General features: G+C 69.5%; 17 protein-coding genes. 5 read left to right on the forward strand and 12 right to left on the reverse strand.

All coding sequences use genetic code 11. From position 1 onward, the window contains the following. Positions 1–9: 9 nt before the first annotated feature. From DRV85_RS04160 to DRV85_RS04210, 11 genes are all read right to left on the reverse strand, one after another. The gene (locus tag DRV85_RS04160; RefSeq protein WP_113288182.1) at positions 10–1185 is read right to left on the reverse strand and encodes a thiolase family protein; all 1176 of its coding nucleotides are present in this window, start codon (positions 1183–1185) and stop codon (positions 10–12) included. Then, positions 1185–2648, reverse strand: a complete 1464-nt coding sequence (locus tag DRV85_RS04165; RefSeq protein ID WP_113288183.1) for a pyruvate carboxylase — start codon at positions 2646–2648, stop codon at positions 1185–1187. Before DRV85_RS04165 ends, DRV85_RS04160 begins: the two co-directional genes overlap by 1 nt. Positions 2649–2653: 5 nt before the next feature. Further along, positions 2654–4018, reverse strand: coding sequence for an acetyl-CoA carboxylase biotin carboxylase subunit (locus DRV85_RS04170; protein WP_113288184.1), 1365 nt, complete (start codon positions 4016–4018; stop codon positions 2654–2656). Between the two features lies 1 nt (position 4019). After that, complete coding sequence (gene accB, locus DRV85_RS04175) at positions 4020–4526, reverse strand: acetyl-CoA carboxylase biotin carboxyl carrier protein (RefSeq protein ID WP_113288185.1); 507 nt, start codon at positions 4524–4526, stop codon at positions 4020–4022. A gap of 11 nt (positions 4527–4537) precedes the next feature. After that, positions 4538–6319 carry a pyruvate, phosphate dikinase gene (locus DRV85_RS04180; RefSeq protein WP_113288186.1) on the reverse strand — a complete coding sequence of 594 codons (1782 nt, stop codon included), beginning with the start codon at positions 6317–6319 and terminating at the stop codon, positions 4538–4540. Beyond that, complete coding sequence (locus DRV85_RS04185; protein WP_113288187.1) at positions 6319–6921, reverse strand: hypothetical protein; 603 nt, start codon at positions 6919–6921, stop codon at positions 6319–6321. The genes DRV85_RS04180 and DRV85_RS04185 overlap by 1 nt, the downstream gene beginning before the upstream one ends. Further along, entirely contained in the window at positions 6918–8393 is a 1476-nt protein-coding gene (locus DRV85_RS04190) for a class I adenylate-forming enzyme family protein (RefSeq protein WP_113288188.1), read from the reverse strand. The genes DRV85_RS04185 and DRV85_RS04190 overlap by 4 nt, the downstream gene beginning before the upstream one ends. A gap of 76 nt (positions 8394–8469) precedes the next feature. After that, positions 8470–10029, reverse strand: a complete 1560-nt coding sequence (locus DRV85_RS04195; protein ID WP_113288189.1) for a hypothetical protein — start codon at positions 10027–10029, stop codon at positions 8470–8472. Positions 10030–10060: 31 nt separating this feature from the next. Next, positions 10061–10813, reverse strand: a complete 753-nt coding sequence (locus DRV85_RS04200; protein ID WP_113288190.1) for a PEP-utilizing enzyme — start codon at positions 10811–10813, stop codon at positions 10061–10063. Between the two features lie 99 nt (positions 10814–10912). Further along, positions 10913–12427: an AMP-binding protein gene (locus DRV85_RS04205; RefSeq protein ID WP_113288191.1), complete on the reverse strand. Its 1515-nt coding sequence runs from the start codon at positions 12425–12427 to the stop codon at positions 10913–10915. Between the two features lie 271 nt (positions 12428–12698). Continuing rightward, a complete protein-coding gene (locus DRV85_RS04210) occupies positions 12699–13937 on the reverse strand; it encodes a thiolase family protein (RefSeq protein ID WP_113288192.1) in 1239 nt (412 codons plus the stop codon). A gap of 83 nt (positions 13938–14020) precedes the next feature. Between DRV85_RS04210 and surE the strand changes: the two genes are divergently transcribed. Then, a complete protein-coding gene (gene surE / locus DRV85_RS04215; protein WP_113288193.1) occupies positions 14021–14788 on the forward strand; it encodes a 5'/3'-nucleotidase SurE in 768 nt (255 codons plus the stop codon). Here surE and DRV85_RS04220 read toward each other — a convergent pair. Beyond that, entirely contained in the window at positions 14785–15534 is a 750-nt protein-coding gene (locus DRV85_RS04220; RefSeq protein ID WP_158540099.1) for a tyrosine-protein phosphatase, read from the reverse strand. The two genes, surE and DRV85_RS04220, sit on opposite strands and share 4 nt — an antisense overlap. A 227-nt stretch (positions 15535–15761) precedes the next feature. On the opposite strand from DRV85_RS04220, the gene DRV85_RS04225 reads away from it, so the two are divergent. The 4 genes from DRV85_RS04225 (at position 15762) to DRV85_RS04240 (ending at position 21193) form a co-directional block, all read left to right on the forward strand. Continuing rightward, positions 15762–16739 carry a sugar ABC transporter substrate-binding protein gene (locus DRV85_RS04225; protein WP_113288195.1) on the forward strand — a complete coding sequence of 326 codons (978 nt, stop codon included), beginning with the start codon at positions 15762–15764 and terminating at the stop codon, positions 16737–16739. Positions 16740–16825: 86 nt separating this feature from the next. Then, a complete protein-coding gene (locus DRV85_RS04230) occupies positions 16826–18388 on the forward strand; it encodes a sugar ABC transporter ATP-binding protein (RefSeq protein WP_113288196.1) in 1563 nt (520 codons plus the stop codon). Further along, entirely contained in the window at positions 18375–19373 is a 999-nt protein-coding gene (locus DRV85_RS04235) for an ABC transporter permease (protein WP_113288197.1), read from the forward strand. Before DRV85_RS04230 ends, DRV85_RS04235 begins: the two co-directional genes overlap by 14 nt. A 23-nt stretch (positions 19374–19396) precedes the next feature. Further along, positions 19397–21193, forward strand: coding sequence for an acyl-CoA dehydrogenase (locus DRV85_RS04240; protein WP_113288198.1), 1797 nt, complete (start codon positions 19397–19399; stop codon positions 21191–21193). Positions 21194–21206: the final 13 nt, after the last annotated feature.

Genomic DNA, 21206 nt, shown 5'->3' on the forward strand with positions numbered 1-21206 from the left:
TTCCTCCCTCTAAAGCCTTTCGATCAGCGTGGCGTTGGCCATGCCGCCGCTTTCGCACATTGTCTGCAGGCCGAAGCGCCCATCGGTCTCCTCGAGCGCGCGCAGGAGGTTGCCGGTCAGCCGGATGCCCGAGGCGCCGACCGGATGGCCCAGCGCGATGGCACCACCGAAGATGTTCACGCGCTCCAGCGGCACGCGCAGCTCGCGCTGCCAGGCCAGAACGACGCTGGCGAAGGCCTCGTTCACCTCGAAGACGTCGATCTCTTCCACCGGGTGCCCGCACCGCGCGCTGAGCTTGCGGGTCGCCGGGATCACGCCGGTCAGCATCATCACCGGGTCGTCGCCGGTGACGGCGAAGCCCGAAACGGCCGCACGGGGCGTCAGGCCCAGCCGCGCGGCCACCGATTCCTCGGCGATCAGCATGGCGCCCGCCCCGTCGGTCACCTGGCTCGCATTACCGGCCGTCACGCGCCAGCCGATCTCGGGGAAGCGCGCCGCCATCGCGTCGGAGTGGAAAGCCGGGCTCAGGTCAGCCAGCCTCTCCGGGCTGGTGTCTGGGCGCGGGCCTTCGTCCATGTCCACGGTGCGCCCGTCCACCTCCAGGGCCACGATGTCGGGGGCCACGATCCCGCGCGCGGAAACCGCGTGCTGGTGCGAGCGGAAGGCGTATTCGTCGAGTTCCTCGCGCGAGAGATCCCACTTCGCCGCGATCAGCTCGGCCGAGATCCCCTGATGCACCAGCCCCTCTGGGTAGCGCGCGTGCAACATCGGGCCGAGATTGTCGCGCCCCATCCGGTTCGACTTCATCTCGACCCGGCTCATCATCTCGACGCCGCCCGCGATCACCAGGTCGTAGGCCCCCGCGATCACCCCCTGCGCGGCGAAGTCCATCGCCTGCTGCGCCGAGCCGCACTTGCGGTCCAGCGTCACCGCCGGCACCGTCTCGGGGAAGCCCGCCGCCAGCACCGCCTGGCGACCGATGTTGGCCGCCTGCTCGCCCACCTGGATGACGCAGCCGGTGATCACGTCCTCGACCAGCGCGGGGTCGACGCCCGTCCGCGCGACCAGGGCCTGAAGCACGCGTGCGTAGAGATCCACAGGATGCAGCGCCGCCAGCGCGCCAGAGGCCCGCCCCCGCCCGAAGGGCGAGCGGACCACGTCCACGATGACGGCGCGGCGGGCCATCAGGCCCCCTTTCGTCTCAGCGTCAGGTTCATCGCCTCGCTGCGGATCTGCACAACGGGGCTGTTGGCCACCTTCATCAGCCGGCGCGCCTCGTCAAGTTCCGGCGAGGACAGCAGCGGATAGTCGCGCTTCACCGGCCCCGCGGCCCACATCGCCTTGAGGTCGTGCTCGGGCACCAGCGCGCGCAGGATCAGCTCGTCGTCGTTCCTAGTGCCATACCGCTTGCGCAGCTCCTCGATGGTGGGCTGCTCGGGCGGGTTGGCCAGCACTTCCTTCGCGCGCGAGGACGACATGATCTTGTCCAGGACGTTCGGCTTGATGGGCGCCACGGTCTGCCCGTAGAAGCCCGCCGCATATTGTATCACCTCGTCCGGGATGACCGAATAGCGCTTGCCCGTCACCACGTTCAGCACCGCGAGCGTGCCGACGAGCTGCGAGAACGGCGTTGCCATGCCAGGGTAGCCCAGCTCGCGCCGGACCACCGCGGTTTCCTCCAGCACGTCACCCAGCCGGTCGGTCATGTTGTATTGCGCGAGCTGCGCCTTGAGCGTGCCGGTCATGCCGCCGGGGATCTGGTGCTCTGTCGAGAGCACGTCATATTCGTTGAACTGGTCGACGAGAAAGCCCGCCGCCTTGCCCACCGCGCGGAAGTGATCCGCCACCGGCTGGAACAGCGAAGTATCCAGGTCGTGTGTGTGCCCCAGAAGCTCGATGTTGCGGACGACGCTTTCGGTCGAGGGCACCGAGGGGCCGTTCGCCATCGGCCGCGATGCAGTATGCAGGATCGTCACGCCCAGGTCGATGATGTCGACATAGGCTTTTCCGGACAGGCCGAGGATGTTGTTGGCGTGGAATTCCAGCGGCTTGTCCCCGATCCGGGCCTTGATCGCGGGCACCAGGGTCTTGAGCCGCTCCTTCTCCAGCACACCGGCGGTGTCGTAGAGCAGGATGGTGTCCACGTCCGGCGAGGCGGCGAGCTGTCCTGCCTTCTCGGCGAAGAACTCGTCGGTGTGCACGGGCGAGAGCGCGAACATCACCGCGCCCGCGACCTCGGAGCCGTATTCCTTCGCGACCTTGGCCAGCCGGTGCATCTTGTCGATGTTGAAGAGCACGTCGTAGATCCAGAAGGATCGCACGCCGTGTTCGTTGAGCTGCCGCATCCAGCAGTCCATCAGCGCGTCTGGTGTCACGCCGAAGGTCACGCTGGCGTTCGACCGCATCCCGCCCCGGATCCGCGTGCGCGGCATCGCGTCCACCAGCAGGTCCAGCCCCTCCCACGGGTTTTCCCGCGCGTGCTTGATCATCACCTCCATCAGCGACGACCCGGCAAGGTCGATGACGCGAAAGCCCGTCTTGTCGATCAACGGCGCCACCGGCAGCGCCATGCCGGCCTGCATGCGCATCCCCCAGAGGCTCTGCTGGCCGTCGCGCATGGTCTCGTCGAGAAATTCAATATGGGCCATCGGGCTCACTCCTCGTTCAGAAAGGCGGGCAAGGCGCGATCCTCCAGCCAGCGCGTCGAGAAGGCGCCGGAGCGGAAGTCGGGGTGCCCGATGATGTAGGCGGCCAGCCGCAGGGTCGTCGCCACGCCCTCCAGCCGGAAGTCGCGGATGGCGCCGAGCATACCCTCGATCGCGGCCTCGCGGTCGCGGCCACGGACGATCAGCTTGCCCACCATGCTGTCGTAGAAGGGCGGGATCATGTCGCCTGCCCGCATGTGGCTGTCGAGGCGGATGCCCTCGCCCTCGGGCGGGTGCCAGTCGGTGACGCGGCCGGGTGCGGGCAGGAAGTCGTTGCGCGGGTCCTCGGCGTTGATCCGCACCTCCAGCGCGTGGCCGTCGAAGGCCACCTCGTCCTGAGCGATGCCGATCCCCTTCCCGGCCGCGACCGAAAGCTGCCGCGCGATCAGGTCCTGTCCGGTGATCTCTTCGGAGACGGGATGCTCCACCTGAATCCGCGAGTTGACCTCGATGAAGTAGAAATCCTCGCGGTCCATGTCGTAGAGGAACTCGACGGTGCCCGCGTTGCGGTAGTGCGCGTGAGCGCAGAGGCGCACCGCGGCCTCGCGCATCCGCTGCTGCACGGGCGCGGGCATCGCCGTGACCTGCGCCTCCTCGATCAGCTTCTGGTAGCGGCGCTGCACGGAACAGTCGCGGTCACCGAAATGCACGACCTTCCCCTCGCCGTCGCCCACCACCTGCACCTCGACATGCCGCGCGCGCTCGACGAAGCGCTCCATGTAGAGCCGCCCGTCGCCGAAGGCGGCTTCCGCCTCGCGGCTGGCGCGGGTGAAGCTGGCGGTGAGCTCCTCGGGCGTGCGGGCAAGGAACATGCCCTTTCCGCCGCCGCCCGCGCTCGCCTTCATCACCACCGGATAGCCGATCTCTTCCGCCGCCTCCCGGGCGCGCGCGACTTCGCCGATGTGGTCGGTGCCGGGCACCGTCGGCACCTCGGCCGCCTCGGCCAGACGGCGCGCCGACAGCTTGTCGCCCAGCGCCTCGATGGTCTCGGGGCGGGGACCGACGAAGGCGATGCCCTCCTCCGCGCAGCGCCGCGCGAGTTCCGGCTTTTCCGACAGGAAGCCGTAGCCCGGGTGCAGCGCGTCGCAGCCCGTGGCCTTGGCCGCGTGCAGGATCAGATCGACGTTCAGGTAGCTCCGCGCCGCCTGCGCGGGCCCCAGCACCACGGCGCGGTCCGCCAGCTCGGCGCCCAGGCCGCCCTTGTCGGCCTCCGACACGCCCAGCACCGTTTCGAGCCCCAGCGCCTTCGCCGTGCGCAGGATGCGGACCGCGATCTCGCCGCGGTTGGCCACGAAGAGGCGGTCGATCGTCATCTCAGTCCGGCTCGATCCACATCAGCGTCTGGCCGTATTCGACCATCTGCGCGTCCTCGACGCAGACCTCGCGCACGGTGCCCGCAACGCCCGCGCGGATCGTGGTGAAGAGCTTCATCACCTCGATCAGGCAGACCTCGGTCTCGGGCGCGACCCTGTCGCCGACAGAGACGTAAGGCGGCGCGCCCGGCTCCGGCGCCTTGTAGAAGGTGCCGAGATTGGTAGCCGTCACCGCGACCCATCCCTCGTGCGCGGATGCGCCCGCGTGCGCGGGCGCCCCTCCCTCTTCGTGCGCCGGCGGAGCCGGCGCGTGCCCTGCAGCTGCCGGTGCGGCCGGCATGGCCGCCGCCTGCGGCGAAGCGGCCGTCGCAACCGCTGCCGGACCACGGGCCGCGGGATCCTTCGACAGGAAGACCTCCTCGCCCCCGATCTCCAGGTGCATCTCCTCCCAGTCCGACTCGTCGAAGATGCGGATCAGCGCCTCTATGTCGCTCGTCTTCAGGCCCATCCCTGTCCCTCTCACCCTTGCGCCGAGACGGCGACGGTCTCGCGGTCTTCATGCGCCGTGCCCGCCCGCGCGCCCGCCAGAAGCAGCGGCAGCGCGGGCTTTCCGACCACGAACTTCAGCCCGGCCGCGATGGCCGCCGCCATGCCCTCTTCCGTCGCCAGCGCGCCGCCGGTCGCCGCCTCCGCGCCCTCGAGCAGCCGGGGCAGGTTGGCCGCATCCTCGCCGCCCTCGATTGCGTTCAGGTCCAGAACCTGCGCCTGCGGCGCCGCCTCCGGCGTGTGCACCGGGATCGGGCAGGCCGCCTGCGCCCAGTCCTTGAGCTGCGCGAGGTCAGCCTCTGCGTCCTCGTCCGGCGCCTCGGCGGCGAGCGCGCCGGCGTAGATCCGTCCCGTGGAGCCGTCCACCGTGACCGTCTGCCCGGCGTGCGCCGTGACCGACCCCACGCCGCAGCCCACCACGCAGGCCACGCCGAGCGCGCGGCTGACCACGGCGGCATGGCTGGTCGAGCCGCCCTTTTCGGTGATGACCGCCTTGGCCGCGAGCATCCCGTGCAGATCCTCGGGGCTGGTGGTGACGCGGGCCAGGATCACGTTCTCGCCCGCCGCCGCGCGGCGTTCGGCCTCGTCGCTGTCGGTGACCACCGTCCCGATACCGATGCCCGGCGAGGCGGCTTCGCCCCTGCACAACTCGTCTGCCGCCTCGGCCTCTCCCGGCTTCAGGCGCGGGGCGAGCAGCAGGCGCACCTGATCGGGCGTCACGCGCGTGAGCGCGACCTGCGGGGTGATGACCCCTTCGCGCACCATCTCGGTCGCGATCCGCACGGCGGCGGCCGGCGCGCGCTTGGCCGCCCGGCTCTGCAGCAGGAAAAGCGCGCCCTTCTGCACGGTGAACTCGATGTCCTGCACGTCGCCGTTGGCCTCTTCCAGCGTCTCGGAGGCCGCCATCAGCGCGTCGAAGGCGGCGGGCACCGTCTCGCGCATGGTCTCGACCGGCTGCGGCGTGAACTTGCCGGAGACCACGTCCTCGCCCTGCGCGCAGGCGAGGTATTCGCCGTAGGGTTTCCGCGCGCCCGTGATCGGGTTGCGGGAGAAGAGCACGCCCGTGCCGCTCTGCGCGTCCATGTTGCCGAAGACCATGGCCTGCACGGCGACGGCGGTGCCGAGGTCGTCGGGGATGCCGTGATGCTTGCGGTAACGCTTGGCGCGCCGACCGTTCCACGAGTTGAACACCGCGTCGATCGAGGCGAAGAGCCGGTCGCGCGGCGTTTCGGGGATCGCCTGCCCGGACTTTTCCTTCAGCGTCGCGGCCCAGCTTTCGGCGTCACCCTCGGGCGGAAACTCGGCGCCCACGCATTTCAGCACGATGTCGGCGTAAAGGTCGTAGAAGCGGCGGTGCACGTCGTGGGCGAAACCGGCATCGCCCATCTCCTCGGCCAGCGCCTCTTCGGTCTCGGCGCAGATGCCCATGTTGAGGATCGTGTCCATCATGCCGGGCATCGAGATCGGCGCGCCCGAGCGCACCGAGACAAGCAGCGGCTGGGGGCCATGTCCGAAACGGCGGCCCGTCGCCTCCTCCAGCCAGGCCATGCCGGCATCGATCTCTTCGGCCAGCCCGTCGGGCCAGTCGCCTTTCGCCAGGAACTCTACACAGGCGCGGGTCGTGACCACGAAGGCCGGCGGCACCGGCAGGCCCAGCGCCCGCATTCGCGCGATGGACCAGGCCTTGCCGCCGATCAGCGACTTGTCCGGCAGAGCGCTGCCGTCGAGCCGCAGGGTCCAGCGGAGGTCGGGCATCACTCCACCCGTTCCCGCCCGAGGATCCGCAGGAGATCCTCGTGCAGCTCGAACCAGACGGTGTGATAGCTCATGATCCTGGCGTCGCTGACCCATTCGATCGCGCCGTCCTCGGCCCGCTCCAGCGCCTCGAGCAGCATGTCCTTGTAGACCTTCAGGCGCGGCACATGCGCGGTCAGCCGGTCAAGCACCGGCTCTGCCTTCTCGTGAAGGTCGCCGAGCCTGTCGATGATCGCGGCGTCGTACTCCTTGTCCGAATGGTCGTTGGGCAGGCGCTCGCCCCCCACCTCCATCGTCTGCCAGTCGGTGATGAGCTGCTTGACCTGATCGTTGACCGTCTCGAAATCGTCGTAGGCCGCGTTCATCTCGGCATTGGCGCGCTGCTCGGCGAAGTCGCGGGAATAGCCCGACTGGAGCGAGATCGCGGCGGTCGGCGCGAGCATGTATTTCTCGCCCGCCTTGTTCACACGGCCGGCCTGGGCTGCGGCCTCGAGGTGCTTCGTGACAGTCTCTTCCGGCAGGCCGGTGATCTGCGCGATGCCGGCCGCGTCGCCGTGCTTCTTGATGGCCAGGCCATGCAGGGCGAGGGTCTGCTCGTTCATGTGCTGCTCTCCTTCTCTTGGGCGGCGCGCACCCGGTCGCGCACCTCGCGGCGCAGGATCTTGCCCGCGGCGCTCTTGGGCAGTTCGGGCCAGACCTCGACGGACTTGGGCGCCTTGTGGCCGGCGATGCGGCCGCGCACCTCCTCGCGGATGCGTTCCGGGTCGAGATCCGCGCGCCCGGCGACCACCGCGTGCACCCGGTCACCCCAGGTCTCGTCGGGGATGCCGACTACGGCCGCCTCGACCACCCCCTCGCAGGCGAGCACCGCGTCCTCCACCTCGCGCGGGTAGACGTTGTAGCCGCCCGAGATCAGCATGTCGTTCTTGCGGTCGAGGATGTAGAAGAAGCCGTCCTCGTCCATTCGGCCCACGTCGCCGGTGTGCAGCCAGCCGCCCCGGAACGCCTTTTCCGTCGCTTCGGGCCGGTTCCAGTAGCGCGCCATGGTCATGGGACCGCGCACGCAGATCTCGCCCGTCTCGCCAGGCGGCAGTTCTCGGTCGTCGTCGTCCATCACGGCGACTTCGGCGATGGTGAAGGGGCGGCCGCAGCTGCCCACCCGGTCGTGATCCTCGGGCTTGAGGCAGGTGATGACCATCGGGCTTTCCGCCTGCCCGTAGGTCTGGGCGAAGACGCGACCGAAGCGCGCCTCGGCCCGTTCGTAGAGGCGGGGGGAAATGGGCGAGGCGCCATAGGCGATGCGGCGGAACTTCAGCTCGGCCGTATCGACGCCCGGCGCCTCCATCAGCATCGCCAGCATGGTGGGCACCAGGAAGGTGAGCGAGGCGCCCTCGGCCTCGGCCAGCGCGATGAACTCCTCGGCGTCGAACTTCGTCATCACCAGCGAGCGCGCGCCGCGCACGAGGCTGGGCAGGAAGAAGGCGCCCGAGGCATGCGCGATGGGTGCGGCGTGCAGGAAGGTGTCGCCTTCGCGGATGTCGGGCATCAGGTCGGTGAGGAAGGCCGAGAGCTCCGCCAGCTCCCCCCGCGTGGTCAGCGTGACCGCCTTGGGCTGGCCGGTGGTGCCGCCGGTGTAGCCCAACCGCAGGGGCGCATCGAGCGGCCGATCCACCCTGCACGGCGTGGGGTCGCCGCCCTCGATCATCCCGCAAAGCTCGTCCCAGCCGATCTGCATCTCGGGCGCCAGCCCCTCGAGCCCTGCGTGCAGCACGCAGACCGAGCCGCTGTCGCCCAGCTTGTAGTTGTGATCGGCCAGCGTCTCGCGCGTGTTCATGCCGACGCGGACCAGCCCCGCCTTGGCCAGCGCATAGTACGCCACGATGCACTCGATCGAGTTGGGCAGGAGCACGCCGACCCGGTCGCCGGGTTGCAGGCCCTTGGCCAGCAGCGCGTTGCCCAGCCGGTCGGTCGCCGCGTCGAAGTCGGCGTAGCTGAGCGTGCGGCCCTCCTGCGTGAGGCAGGGGGCGTCCTTGAAGTGCAGGGCCGCACGTCGGACGAGGGCGCCGATCTGCATGGTCTCCGGTCCCGATTCTGGCGTCGCGATGTCAGGGGCGGGCGGCCATCCCCGAAAGCCGCCCGCCGAAGGGCGTTCAGCCCTTGCGCAGCGCTTCCACGTCGTCGCGGCGCAGGCCGGCGCCCTTGCCCTTGAGCACGCGCGAGTTTTTCTGCTCGGTCTCGTAGAGCTCGCGCGCGAGGTCCGTGTCCGCGTGGTATTTCACCCAGGTGTCGCAGAGATGCTGGAACTTCGGCTGGCAGAGTTCCGGCACGAACTCCCGGCTGATCCGGTTGTATTCCTCGAGCGAGAGCTTGCCCCGCGTCGTCGTATAGACGTCCTTCTTCGGGTTGAGGTGGCTCGCGCCGGGATAGACCGGCCCCGAGGACGCCGTGAACGGCTCGCCCGAGAGTACCGAATAGGGGATGTTCGAATACATCCGCGTCGGATTGTTGGAGTGCATGGCCATGGTGTAGTCCATGACCTGCTGGCTCGGGTGGCTGACGAGGCCCACCAGCTCGCCCAGTGCGTCGCGCGCGAACTCGTCGTTCAGAAGCGGGCGGAAACGCTCGGCGCGCTCATCGACCATCACCCAGTCCTCGGGGTCGTAGACCCCGGCGACATGGGCGAGATCCTTGCAGATCGCGAAATAGGTGATCGCGCCCGCGTCGATCATCTGGTCGCGCGACCAGCCCGCGATCCGGCGCCACAGCTTCTCTGTGGCCTCGCGGATCTGTCCGTCGAGCTTCTTGAGCGTCTCGATGAGCTCCTCGCGCGAGCCCATCCCGACCGGGATATGCCCCTCGGAGATGTTGTCGGAGGTGTAGAGACCCACGCCCACCAGCTTGTCGGCGGTGAACTCGGGCTCGGCCTCGAAGCTGCCCCAGTCGTCCACGAGGTAGAAATGCGCGTCCTTGACCGCCATCGTGAGGGTCAGGTTGTTGTATTCCACCCCCTCGGCCACATCGTCGAGCCACGGCCAGTCGCACTCGCCGAGGTCCATGAAGTCGCGGACGATCATCTCGCGGTCCTCGCCGATCTTGTAGGGGCCATGGTTGTGCAGCGAGATGCGGCTCTCGCAGGACACCAGGAAGCCGTACTGCGAGACCGTGGCCATGAAGGACTGCGCCGCCTCGTGCAGCTCGTCGCCCTGTTCGCAGTCGTACATGTCGGCGTGAAACACCTGAAGCCGCCGCTCGGGCATCGCCTGGTTGCGGTGGCCGAACTCCTTGTTGGTCCGGTGGCCGTCGTTGCGGTGATAGGAGAGCTGGAAGCGCTTCCAGAAATCCATCACGTAGATCAGGTCCTCGATCGCGTCGGTGGGGCGCAGCAGCCCCATGTTGATCAGCCACTCGCGGCCCAGCAGGTAGAAGCCCGGCAGCGCCCAGCCCATCGCCGGGTTCTGGATCTTCATCCCCATGTTGCGGGCGCGGTCGCCGATCTCTTCGGCCGACATCCGCCCCTCGATCTTCCGCAGAAGCGAAGGGTAGCGGTAATAGGCCATCAGGTAGCTGAGCATCATGTAGGACGGCACCGGAAAGAGCTTCGACTCCTGCACCGTGCGGGTGACGCAGAGCCAGTAGGTCTCGTCCGTCGTGATCTGCATGAGATTGTTGGTCTCGAGCAGCTGGGCGTAGTTGATCGTGGTGTTCGGCATGGTCTCCTCCCTGGCCGGACGGGCGTGCGGTTCAGTCCGCCTTCTTCAGGCGCCAGACCTTGGCCGTGCGCTCGACGTTCTTCTGGTAGTCCGCGGCGGTCTTGGGGTCGGCGGTGCATTCGATCATCACCGTGTCCCCCTGCCTGATGCCGCTGATCTTGGCGTTCATCACGCAGGGCACGCCGTATTCGCGGGTGAGGATCCCGAGGTGCGAGCGCGTGGAGCCGCCGGCGCAGATCACGCCCTTGAACTGCTCGAGGATCGGCGCGGTCAGCGTGCCGCCCGAGTCGTCGATGACCGCGATGGTGTCGGGCGGAACGCCCTCTTCGAGATACTTCAGCACCAGCGCGGGCGAGCGGATGTAGCGCGCCGTACCCTGGCAGTTTTCGGGATAGCGGGCCACGTTGTCGCCCTGCCCGCGCTGCTCGCGACCCTCGCCGTCCGCCTCGGCCACGACCGCCTCCTCGTGCTCGAAGGAGAAATTGGCGATGTCCTCTTCGCTCACGCCCTCGGCGGGCTTGTAGATCTCGGGCCGCTCCTTGGGCGAGATCGCCGCGGACCAGTCGAACTTGTGGCCCGCGTCCAGCAGCAGCTTCTCGACCTGCGCCATGTCCTCTGCGGTGATCAGGTCGTAGGACGTGTCGAAGACGAACTTCTCCCAGGGGTGCCCGGACTCGTCGAGCTTGCGGCGCACGATGTCCTTGATGGCGCTGTGGAAGGCATCGACCGTGGGCGATGCCGAGTTGGACCCGAACTTGTCGGAATCCACGTAGAGCTTGGCCATGTTCTCCTCCCTCTGCCGGCTCTCCCCAGCCGATCTGCGGCCAGATTGATGACTCGCCTGCGCTCTGTCAATCTTGATCTACAAAGTTGTAGAACAATTCTACCGAACGCCTTGTGTGAACTGCGCACGCAGGTCGGTCTTGAGCACCTTGCCGGCGCTGTTCTTCGGCAGGTCTTGCACGACCTCGTAACGCTTCGGCCGCTTGAACCGTGCAAGACGCGAAAGGCAGAGCGCGTCGAGATCGGCCGCCGACGGCGCCGGGCCTTCAGGCACGACGACCGCGCAGACCGTCTCGCCCCACTCCGCGTCGGGCAGGCCGATCACCGCCGCCTCGGCCACCTGCGGGTGGCCGAGCAGCACCTCTTCCACCTCGCGGGCATAGACGTTCATGCCCCCCGAGACGATCATGTCCTTCTTGCGGTCGAGCAGATGCAGGAAGCCCTGCGCATCCATCCGCCCCATGTCGCCAGTGTGCAGCCAGCCGTGGCGCAGCGCCTCCGCCGTCGCTTCGGGCCGGTTGAGATACCCCGCCATCACCGTGTCGCCGCGCACCAGCACCTCGCCGCTTTCGCCCGGGGCGACGGCGCGACCCTCGGCGTCCGCCACGCGCACCTCGATCCCCGTGCGCGCCCATCCGACGCTGGTCAGCCGCTCCGCCGGGCCGCTCCTGTGCACGTCCCAGAGCGTTTCCTTGTCGATCGCCGTGATGGTGCAGGGGCTTTCCCCCTGCCCGTAGCCGTTCCAGAGCCGCGGCCCGAAGGCGTCGAGGAAGAGGCGGATGTCCTCGGCATAGATCGGCCCCGCGCCCGTGAGGATCGTGCGCAGCCCATCGAGCGGCGCCTCCCGCACGGCACCGTCCGCCGCCATGCGGCGCAGCAACACCGAGGGCGCGAAGAAGGTCAGGCTTCGCTCCCGCCGAAGGAGGTCTGCCATCTCCTCGGCGTCGTAGCCGCCCGCCTCGGGCAGGATGTTGTTGGCCCCCTTGGCGACGAAGGAGAGCGCGAAGAGGCCCGAGGCGTGGGACGTCGCCGCCAGATGCAGCAGCGCGTCGCGCGGGGTGAGCGCATCCACGTCCGCGAGGTAGGCGATCGCCATCGCGGTCAGGTTGCGGTGGCTGAGCATCGCGCCCTTGGGTTTGCCGGTGGTCCCGGAGGTGTAGAAGATCCAGGCGAGGTCGTCCGGCCCGGCGGCGTGCCGCGGCAGGGGATCGGCCTGCGCCAGCCGCGCGGCCTCTGCACCGCCCTGCACCAGAACCGGGCAGGGGAGCTCCGCCGCGACCCCCTCGGCCAGATCCTCCGAGACGAAGGCCAGCGCCGCGCCCGCGTCCTGCCCGATGAAACCTGTCTCGGCCGGATGCAGCCGGGCGTTCGCCGGCACCGCCGCGAAGCCGCCCCACCAGCAGGCGAACAGCAGCGGCAGGTAGTCGGGATTGTTGTGCATCGCCAGCAGCACGCGGTCGCCGGGCCGGAGGCCCGTCGCCGCCATGCCGCCCGCCAGCCGCGCCGCCCGCTCGGCGAAGCCGGCATAGTCCAGCAGAACCGAGGCTCCCGCCGAAACCGCCGGGCGGTCGCCCCAGCGTCTTGCCGCATTGCTTAGCAGGAGGGCGAGGGTCATGCCAGGCTCCGGGCGGCATCGCCCCTGCCTACGCCCCGCGCCGCGCGGGCCGCTCGTCCGCCCTCGCGGGCGTCCTCGCGAGGAGGGCCGGAAGGCCCGAGGAGCGGCCGCGAGGCGTCCCGCGCGACGCCGGCAGAGGCCGCGCGCGCCCCGCGCAGCGGCGCGGGCCGGCCTCCCGGCAGCAGGGCGTGAAGAACCGACGACAGCCTGCAGGGCGGTGGCGTCGGGGTGGTCGCGGCCACCTGCTCGGACGCCAAGACCCGGCCCGCCCTCATGCCTTTTCCAGCAGCGCGATGGAGACCGCGGCCTCCTCCACCCCCATCAACCCGCCGCCGTTCTCGGCCAGCGCGATCCGCGCGCCCTCGACCTGCCGTGGCCCGGCCTCGCCGCGCAGCTGCGCGACCAGTTCGTGGATCTGGGCAAGGCCCGTGGCCCCGATGGGATGGCCGCGCGATTCGAGCCCGCCCGAGGGGTTGAAGGGGATGCGCCCGCCAAGCCACGTCGCCCCGCTCTCGGCCAGCGGCCCGCCGTCGCCGATCGCGCAGAAGCCCAGAAGCTCGGTCTGCTGGATTTCGCCGAAGGCCGTGGCGTCGTGGCATTCGGCCACGTCCACGTCCTCGGGGCCCAGCCCCGCGGCCTCGTAGGCCGCGCGCGCCGTGCGGCGCGAGATGTGCCGCTCCAGATCGTCGGGCGCGCGGCGCCCGCCGTTGCCCAGCCGGATCGCCCGAACCTTCACGGCGCGGCCCAGCCCCAGCTCCCGCGCCTTGCGCGCGCTCACCACCACGGCCGCCGCCGCGCCGTCGCTGATCGGCGAGCACATCGGCAGCGTCAGCGGCCAGGCGATCAGCCGGGCGGCCAGCACCTCGTCCACGGTGAAGGGCTTGCGATATTGCGAGAGCGGGTTCTCGACCGAATGGGCATGGTTCTTGGATGCCACCGCGGCCATCTGCCGTTCGGTCGTGCCGAAGCGGGCCATGTGGAAGCGCGCGAAGGAGGAATAGACGTCCATGAAGACGGTGTGCGGCGTCTCTTTCGCGCGCATCTCCTCGGCCACCGGCATCCCCTTGCCCAGGTCGGTCAGCCGGGCGATGGCGTCCTCGCGGTCCGCGCGCTCCCAGCTGCCTTCGAAGGCCTCCATCGAGCGGGCGGTGTCCGGGTGCACCATCTTTTCCGCGCCCACGGCGAGCGCCACGTCACAGGCGCCCGAGGTCACATGCATCACGGCGAGGTTCAGCGCCGTCGAGGCGCTGGCGCAGGCGTTCTCGACGTTGATCATGGGCACCGCGTCGAAATCCATGTCGCGCAGGGCGATCTGGCCGCGGATGCCGAACTGACCCTCCATCGCGCCCTGGACCGCGTTGCCGAAGATCACCGCGCCCACGTCGCGCGCCTGAAGCCCGGCGTCGGCCAGCGCGGCGCGCACTGCCTCTTCGGCCAGCGACCGCACGGAACGGTCCGGGTGCCGGCCGAACGGCGTCATGCCCACGCCCTGAATCACGGCGTCTGTCATGCGCTCCTCCCTTGGCGCTTGTGTCCTACAATAACGTATGAAAGTCTAGCGGCGATTTCGGGCCGGCACGGGGGAGGCGAGCCATGGACCTGTCGAACCAGAAGATCCTCATCACCAATGACGACGGCATCCACGCGGAGGGCATCCAGCTTCTGGAGCGCATCGTGCGGCAGCATTGCGACGACGTCTGGGTGATCGCGCCGGACGAGGAACGCTCGGGCGCCTCGCACTCGGTCTCGATGCACACGCCCGTCCGTGTGCGGAAAGTGGACGAGCGGCACTTCGCGCTGAAGGGCACACCCACCGACTGCGCGATCATGGCGATTCACGAGCTGATGGACGGCCCGCCCACCCTGCTGCTGTCGGGCATCAACCGGGGCGCGAACCTCGCCGAGGATCTGACCTATTCGGGCACCGCGGCCGCGGCGATGGAGGGCGCGCTCCTGGGCGTGCCGTCGATCGCGCTCAGCCAGGTGTTCACGCCGGGCGAGGACGTACCCTGGCAGACGGCGGAGCGCTTCCTGCCGCAGGTGATCGAGGGCATCCTGGCCGCAGACATGGCGCCCGGCACCTTCGTCAACGTGAACTTCCCGCCCGTCGGACCGGACGCCGTGACCGGCCTTCACGTCGTCGATCAGGGTCAGCGCCCGCCCGGCTCGTTTCAGCCCGAGGGCCGCACCGACGGGCGCGGGGTGCCCTATTACTGGATCAAGCTGCGCTACACGCGCGGCCAGGCGGACGAGGGCACCGATCTCTGGGCGATGGCGGAGAACGCGGTCTCGATCTGCCCGGTGCAGCTCAACATGACCGCGATGGCGCTCAAGGACCGGCTGCGGCGGCATTTCCGCTAGGGCTCCGGGGACAGCAGACGGCGCGCCGCGCGCCGCTCGGCCGCGTCGAGGCCCATCGCCTCGAGCCAGCTGTCGGGCTCGGGATGCTGCCGCTCGAGCTCCTCGAGCGCGGTGCGGATGTATTCGGGATGGGCAGAGGTCAGCATGTCCAGTGCCTCGGGCGAGACATCCGGGCCGAACATGAAGCGAATGTCCCGGCGATAGGTGTTGGTGAGCGCATAATCCTCGGCGATCGCATCCTCGCTCACCCCGGCTGCGCGCAGCAGCAGCGCCGCGCCGAAGCCGGTGCGGTCCTTGCCGCTCGTGCAGTGGATCAGGGCCGGACGGCCATCCGCCTCGATCAGCAGGCGGAACATCGCGGCATAGTCCGGCAGATGCTCCTGCGGAAACAGCCGGTAGTGGCGCAGCACCTCGGCGCGGATCTCCTCGGGCGGGAGGCGCCCTTCGGCCACCGCGCGCAGCATGTCCTGCGTGCCGCGCGGCAGGAATCCCGCAAGCACGAGCTTCAGCCCGTGCGCCTCCGGCAGGCGGTCGGGCTTCTTCGCCCGCTCCTCGGGCAGGCGGAAATCGACAAGTCCGAACAGGCCGAGCGCCTCGAGCCTGCCGAGATCCGCATCGGTGAGCTCGGCCAGCGAATCGGCGCGATAGACCCGGCGCCACGCGGTCTCGCCGCCGCTCGGCAGCGGATACCCGCCCAGATCGCGGAGGTTCACCGCGCCATCGAACGGCAGCCGCCTTACGGTCATCCTGCTGGCCTCTCCGGGATCGCACAGCCTGCAGCATATGCCCCGCCATTTTGTTTGACAATCTTGTGCTGCAAAGATGTTGACCGAAGCCCGGACGCTGCGTAACGTCGAACTCGGCGCATCCGCGGGAGGAGACGGGGAGCGACCGGGACGGCCCGGCATGCGTCGCGGACACAGACAGAAGACGCCGCCGCGCGCGGCGCCACGTCCCAAGGGAGGAAGACAAGATGGCAATCGGACGTTACCTGCTGGGGGCCGCGGCCGGCGCGGCGCTCGGGGCGGGCGCGACAGCGGCGCTCGCCCAGGACGAGGTTCAGGTCGGCATCGTCGCCGTGAACTACAACTCGCCAACGATCAACACGATGGCGACCGTCGCCGAGGCCACCGCGAAGGAGCGCGGCTGGCAGGTCGAGGTCTTCGACGGTCAGGGCGACCAGGTGGCGACCAACAACGCCGCCAACAATTACATCGACCGGGGCTTCGACGCGATCATCAACATAGCCTCGCCCAACCCCCAGATGACCGGCGTCATCGAGCGCGCGAACGAGGCGGGCATCCCCTTCGTCTCGACCTTCTCGGGGCTCGCGGCGGGGATCACCGCGGACATCGGCTCGAACAACACCGCCGACGGCGTGATCGCCACGACCGAGATGGTCGGCCGGCTGGAGGGCCAGGGCAAGGTCGTCAAGCTGAACTGGAACGTGCTGCCGGCGCTGCGCGAGCGCGACCACGGCTTCCACGCCACGCTCGAGGACTACCCGGACGTCGAGGTGATCGAGATCGAGGTGAAGGTGCCCGGGCAGGTGGACGACGCCTACAACCAGATGACCAACATCCTTCTGTCCAACCCGGACGTCGATGCGGTCTGGACCGGCTGGGACGAACTCGTGGCGCCGGTCGTGCGTGCGATCGAGCAGGCCGGGCTCGAGGACGAGATCTTCGTCGTCTCGATGGACGGCAACGAAGAGGCCATCGACCTGATCCGTCAGGGCACCGCGGCCGAGCTCACCGTCGCCTACGACGTGGACCGCATGGGCGAGGTGGCCGTCGACGTGGTCGAGGCGGCGCTCGCCGGCAACCCGCCGTCCTCGCGCCTGCTGACGCTCAAGCCCTGCCTCATCACGCAGGACACCGCGCCTGCCAAGGGCGAGGATGTGGATTTCGCCAACTGCATGCTCTTCTCAGGCGAAGCTGTCGCCCAGTAAGCGCCTTCGTCGGAACGACAGACACTCCGCGCGCCCATTGCGGGCGTGCGGAGCCGCCGGCGCCCCGACTTCCGCGAGGCAGGACGATGACAGCCGAGACAACCGAGCTGACCCGCCCGGAGCCGGCAGCGAACGCCACCCCCGTGCTCGAAGTGCGCGGCCTGCGCAAGGAGTTCCCCGGCACGCTCGCGCTCGACGACGTGGGTCTCGAGGTGCGCAAGGGGGAGATCCATGCGCTGCTGGGCGAGAACGGCGCCGGCAAGTCCACGCTCATAAAATGCGTCTGCGGCGCCTATGCCGCGACCTCCGGCGAGGTGCGGATCGAGGGGCGGCCCGTCAGCTTCTCCACCCCGCGCGAGGCGGTCGATGCCGGCATCGCCGTGGTGCATCAGCACTTCAACCTCGTGCCGACGCTGAACGTGGCCGAAAACTTGTGGCTCGGCGAGGCGCTGCCGCGCCGCATGGGGCTGGTGGACTGGCCGCGCGCCCATGCCCGCGCACGCGAGATCCTCGACTACGTGGGCCTCGACGTGCCGACCGACGCGGATGTCACGGCGCTGCGGGCGGATCATCTCGCCATGATCTCCATCGCCAAGGCGGTGGCCAGCGACGCCAAGATCATCATCCTCGACGAGCCCACCACCGCGCTTTTGCCGCACGAGGTCGAGACGCTCTTCGCCCAGATGCGGCGCCTAGCGCAGGAGGGGCACTCGTTCCTCTATGTCAGCCACCGGCTGGCCGAGGTCTTCGAGATCGCGGACCGCGCCACGGTCCTGCGCGACGGCCGCAACGCCGGCACCTTCGAGCGTGAAACGATGGACCGCGCCAGCGTGATCGAGGCCATCGTCGGCCGCCGCGGCGAGCTGTCGGGCCGCAAGTCGGGCAGCCACATGCGCGAGAGCGTGGTCATCGAGACCGCGGGGCTGTCAGGGGGCGGGGCAGAGGATGTCTCGCTGACGCTGCGCCATGGCGAGATCCTGGGCGTCGCGGGCCTGCCCGGCAGCGGCGCGGAGGATGTGCTGTCGCTGCTCTTCGGGCGCATCCGTCGCCGCGCCGGAACCGTGCGCAAGGGCGAGCTGGAGCTGCGCCTGCGCGAGCCATCCGAGGCGATCGCGGCGGGCATCGCCTATGTTCCCGCCGACCGGCTGGCGGAGGCCGTATTCCATGCCGAGTCCATCCGCTCGAACATCACCATGCCGTCGCTCGCGCGCTACCTGCGCGACCCGATCCTGCGGCTGGTCAACCGCGGCGCGGAATCGCGGGAAAGCAGGCAGGTCGCCCAGCGGATGCGCGTGCGCATGCCCGGCATCGAGGCGGCGATCGACGATCTTTCCGGCGGCAACCAGCAGAAGGTGGTTCTGGGCCGCTGGCTCTCGACCGGGGCGGAGGTCTTCCTGCTCAACGCGCCCACCGCGGCGGTGGACGTGGGCGCCAAGGCCGAGATCTATGAACTGATCGAGGAGCTGGCGGGCGAAGGGGCCGGCATCCTTTTCGCCTCGACCGAACTCGAGGAGTATCCGCTGATCTGCGACCGCGTGCTCGTCTTCTTCCGTGGCCGCGTGGCCGGCGAGCTGAAGGGCGACGCGGTGACGGAGCAGAACATCATGACGCTCGCGGCAGGAGGGGAGCTCGCGCATGGCGACGACTGAGACGGGCGGGGCCGAGACCGCCTTCGACTGGTTCGGGTTTCTGGCGAGATGGGGCACGCTGATTTCGCTGGTGCTGCTGATCGCCTTCTTCAGCCTCGCGCGGCCCGAAGTCTTTCCCACGCTGCGCAACACGCTCAACATCCTCAACCAGGTCTCGATCCTGGGTATCATCGCGCTGGGGCTCACGGTCTGCCTCGTGGTCGGGCTCTTCGACCTCTCGATCGGCGCGATGGCCACCTTCGGCGGCTATTTCGCGGCGCGCTTCCTGGCCGAGCTGGGGATGGACTCGGCCTGGGTGGTGCTGGGCGCGGTGCTGGCCGTGCTGATCCTCGCCATGCTGATCGGCATGATAAACGGCGCCCTGGTGAGCTACCTCGGCATCTCCGCCATCGTCGAGACGCTCGCGATGAGCTTCGTCGTCACCGGCGTGATCCTCGGCGTCTCGGGCGCGCGGACGGTCTATTCCTCGGACATTCCCGAAAGCTTCCAGATCATCGGTCAGGGCGCGATCCTCGGCATCCCCAACCCGATCCTCATCATGATCGCCACCGCGCTCGTGCTTTGGGTATTTCTCGAGCATACGCAGCCGGGGCGGAACATGTACGCCATCGGCGGCAACCGCGAGGCCGCGCGCCTGTCGGGCATCAACTTCCAGAAGTTCGCGCTGATCGCCATGGCGATCTCGGCGGCCTGCGCGGCGCTCGGCGGGCTCGTGGCCGCCGCCAACCTCGCCTCGGGCCGGCCGCAGGGCGTGGGCGAGACCTATCTGCTCAACGCCTTCGTGGCGGTCTTCATCGGCGCCTCGACGCTCCGGCCGGGCAAGTTCCACGTCTTCGGCACGGCCGTGGGCGTGCTGCTGATCGGGGTGATCAACAACGGTCTTTCCGTGATGGGCGTCGCCACTTACTGGCAGTATATCGTTCAGGGGCTTATCCTGATCCTCGCGCTCATCAGCGCCAGCATGAACAGCGTGCGCCGCGCCTGACATCACCCCGGAGGCCCAGCCCGATGCCCGCCGTGAACCGCGCGGATCTCGACTTCATGCTCTTCGACTGGCTGGGGGCGGAGCGGCTGACCGCCCTGCCCCGCTTCGCCGGTCAGAGCGCCGAGGACTACCGCGCCTTTCTCGACCTCGCCGAGCGGCTGGCCGAGAACGAGTTCCTGCCCACCTGGAAGCCCTCGGACAGCGCCGAGCCGGCGCTTGGCGCCGACGGCGAGGTGCGGCTGCATCCGGGCGTGCGCGACGCCGTGCGCGCCTATCTCGACGCGGGCCTGCAACTGGCCACGGTGGACGAGGCGCATGGCGGCATGCAGCTGCCGATCACGGTGGGCACGGCAGCGATGGCCTGCATCATGGCGGCCAACATCGCCGCCAGCGGCTTCCCGATGCTCAGCCAGGCCAACGCGCGGGTGATCGCCGCCTACGGCACACCCCGTCAGATCGAGCTCTTCGCTCGGCCGCAACACGAGGGCGCGGCGCTGGGGACCATGTGCCTGTCGGAGCCCGAGGCGGGCAGCTCGCTGGGCGACATCACGACGCGCGCGCGGCCTGCCGGCGCGGACGAGGCCGGCCGCCGCTTTCGCCTGACAGGGCGCAAGATGTGGATCTCGGGCGCGGGGCAGGACATCACGCCCGACACGATCCACCTCGTGCTCGCGAAGATCGAGAACGACGACGGGACGTTGCCGGCGGGGACGAAGGGCATATCGCTCTTCCTCGTGCCCAGGCTGCTGCCGGAGATCGCGCCCGGCGGGTCGGGACCCAACGACCTCGCCATCGCGGGGCTCAATCACAAGATGGGCTATCGCGGAATCTCGAACTGCCTGCTCAATCTCGGCGAAGGCACGCGCCATCGGCCGGGCGGAGAAGCCGGGGCCTTGGGCTGGCTCGTGGGCGAACCCGGACAGGGCCTCGCCATCATGTTCCAGATGATGAACGAGGCGCGGATCAACGTCGGACTCGGCGCTGCGGCACTGGCCTGGCGCGGTTACCTGCTGTCGCGCGACTACGCCTTCGAGCGGCGGCAGGGCCGGCCGCTCGAGGACCGCCGCGCGCCCGCGCCCGTGCCGCTGGTGCGCCACCCGGACGTGCGGCGGATGCTTCTGGCGCAGAAGGCCATCGCCGAGGGGGCGTTGGCACTCTGCCTCTACACGGCGCGGCTGGCGGATCTGGCGGCGACCGCCGGGACCGAAGAAGAGCGTTCCCGCGCCCATGCCCGGCTCGACCTGCTGACGCCCGTGACCAAGAGCTGGCCCTCCGAATTCGGACTCGAGGCCAATCACATGGCGATCCAGGTGCACGGCGGCTACGGCTACACCCGCGATTTCGATGTCGAGCAGCTTTACCGCGACAACCGGCTGAACCCCATCCACGAAGGCACCACCGGCATTCAGGGCCTGGATCTGCTGCGGCGCAAGATCATGGGCGACGGTGGCGCGGCGCTCGCCGCGCTGCTCGAGGAGGTCCGCGCCACCGCCGACCGCGCGGCGGCCGGGCCGGGCGCGGCGCTCGCGCCGGGCCTGCGCGATGCGGCCGGGGCGCTGGAACAGGCGGCGCGGAGCGCGACGGGCGCCGCCGATCCGGTCATGCCGCTGGCCCATGCCACGGCCTTCCTGCACGCCGCGGGCCATGTCGTCGTGGCCTGGCTGCTCACCGACATGGCGCTGGTCGCCGGCGCGCCGGAGGGTCGCCTCTGGGCCGCGCGCCATTTCCACGACACCGAACTGCCGCGCGTCGCGGCCTGGCTCGCGCCGCTCGGGGCCGGCAGCCGCGCCGCGCTCGACGCGCCGGATGGCGCGCTCTGAGCCCCTCAGCCTT

The sequence above is a fragment of the Rhodosalinus halophilus genome (assembly GCF_003298775.1).
Lineage (GTDB): Bacteria > Pseudomonadota > Alphaproteobacteria > Rhodobacterales > Rhodobacteraceae > Rhodosalinus > Rhodosalinus halophilus.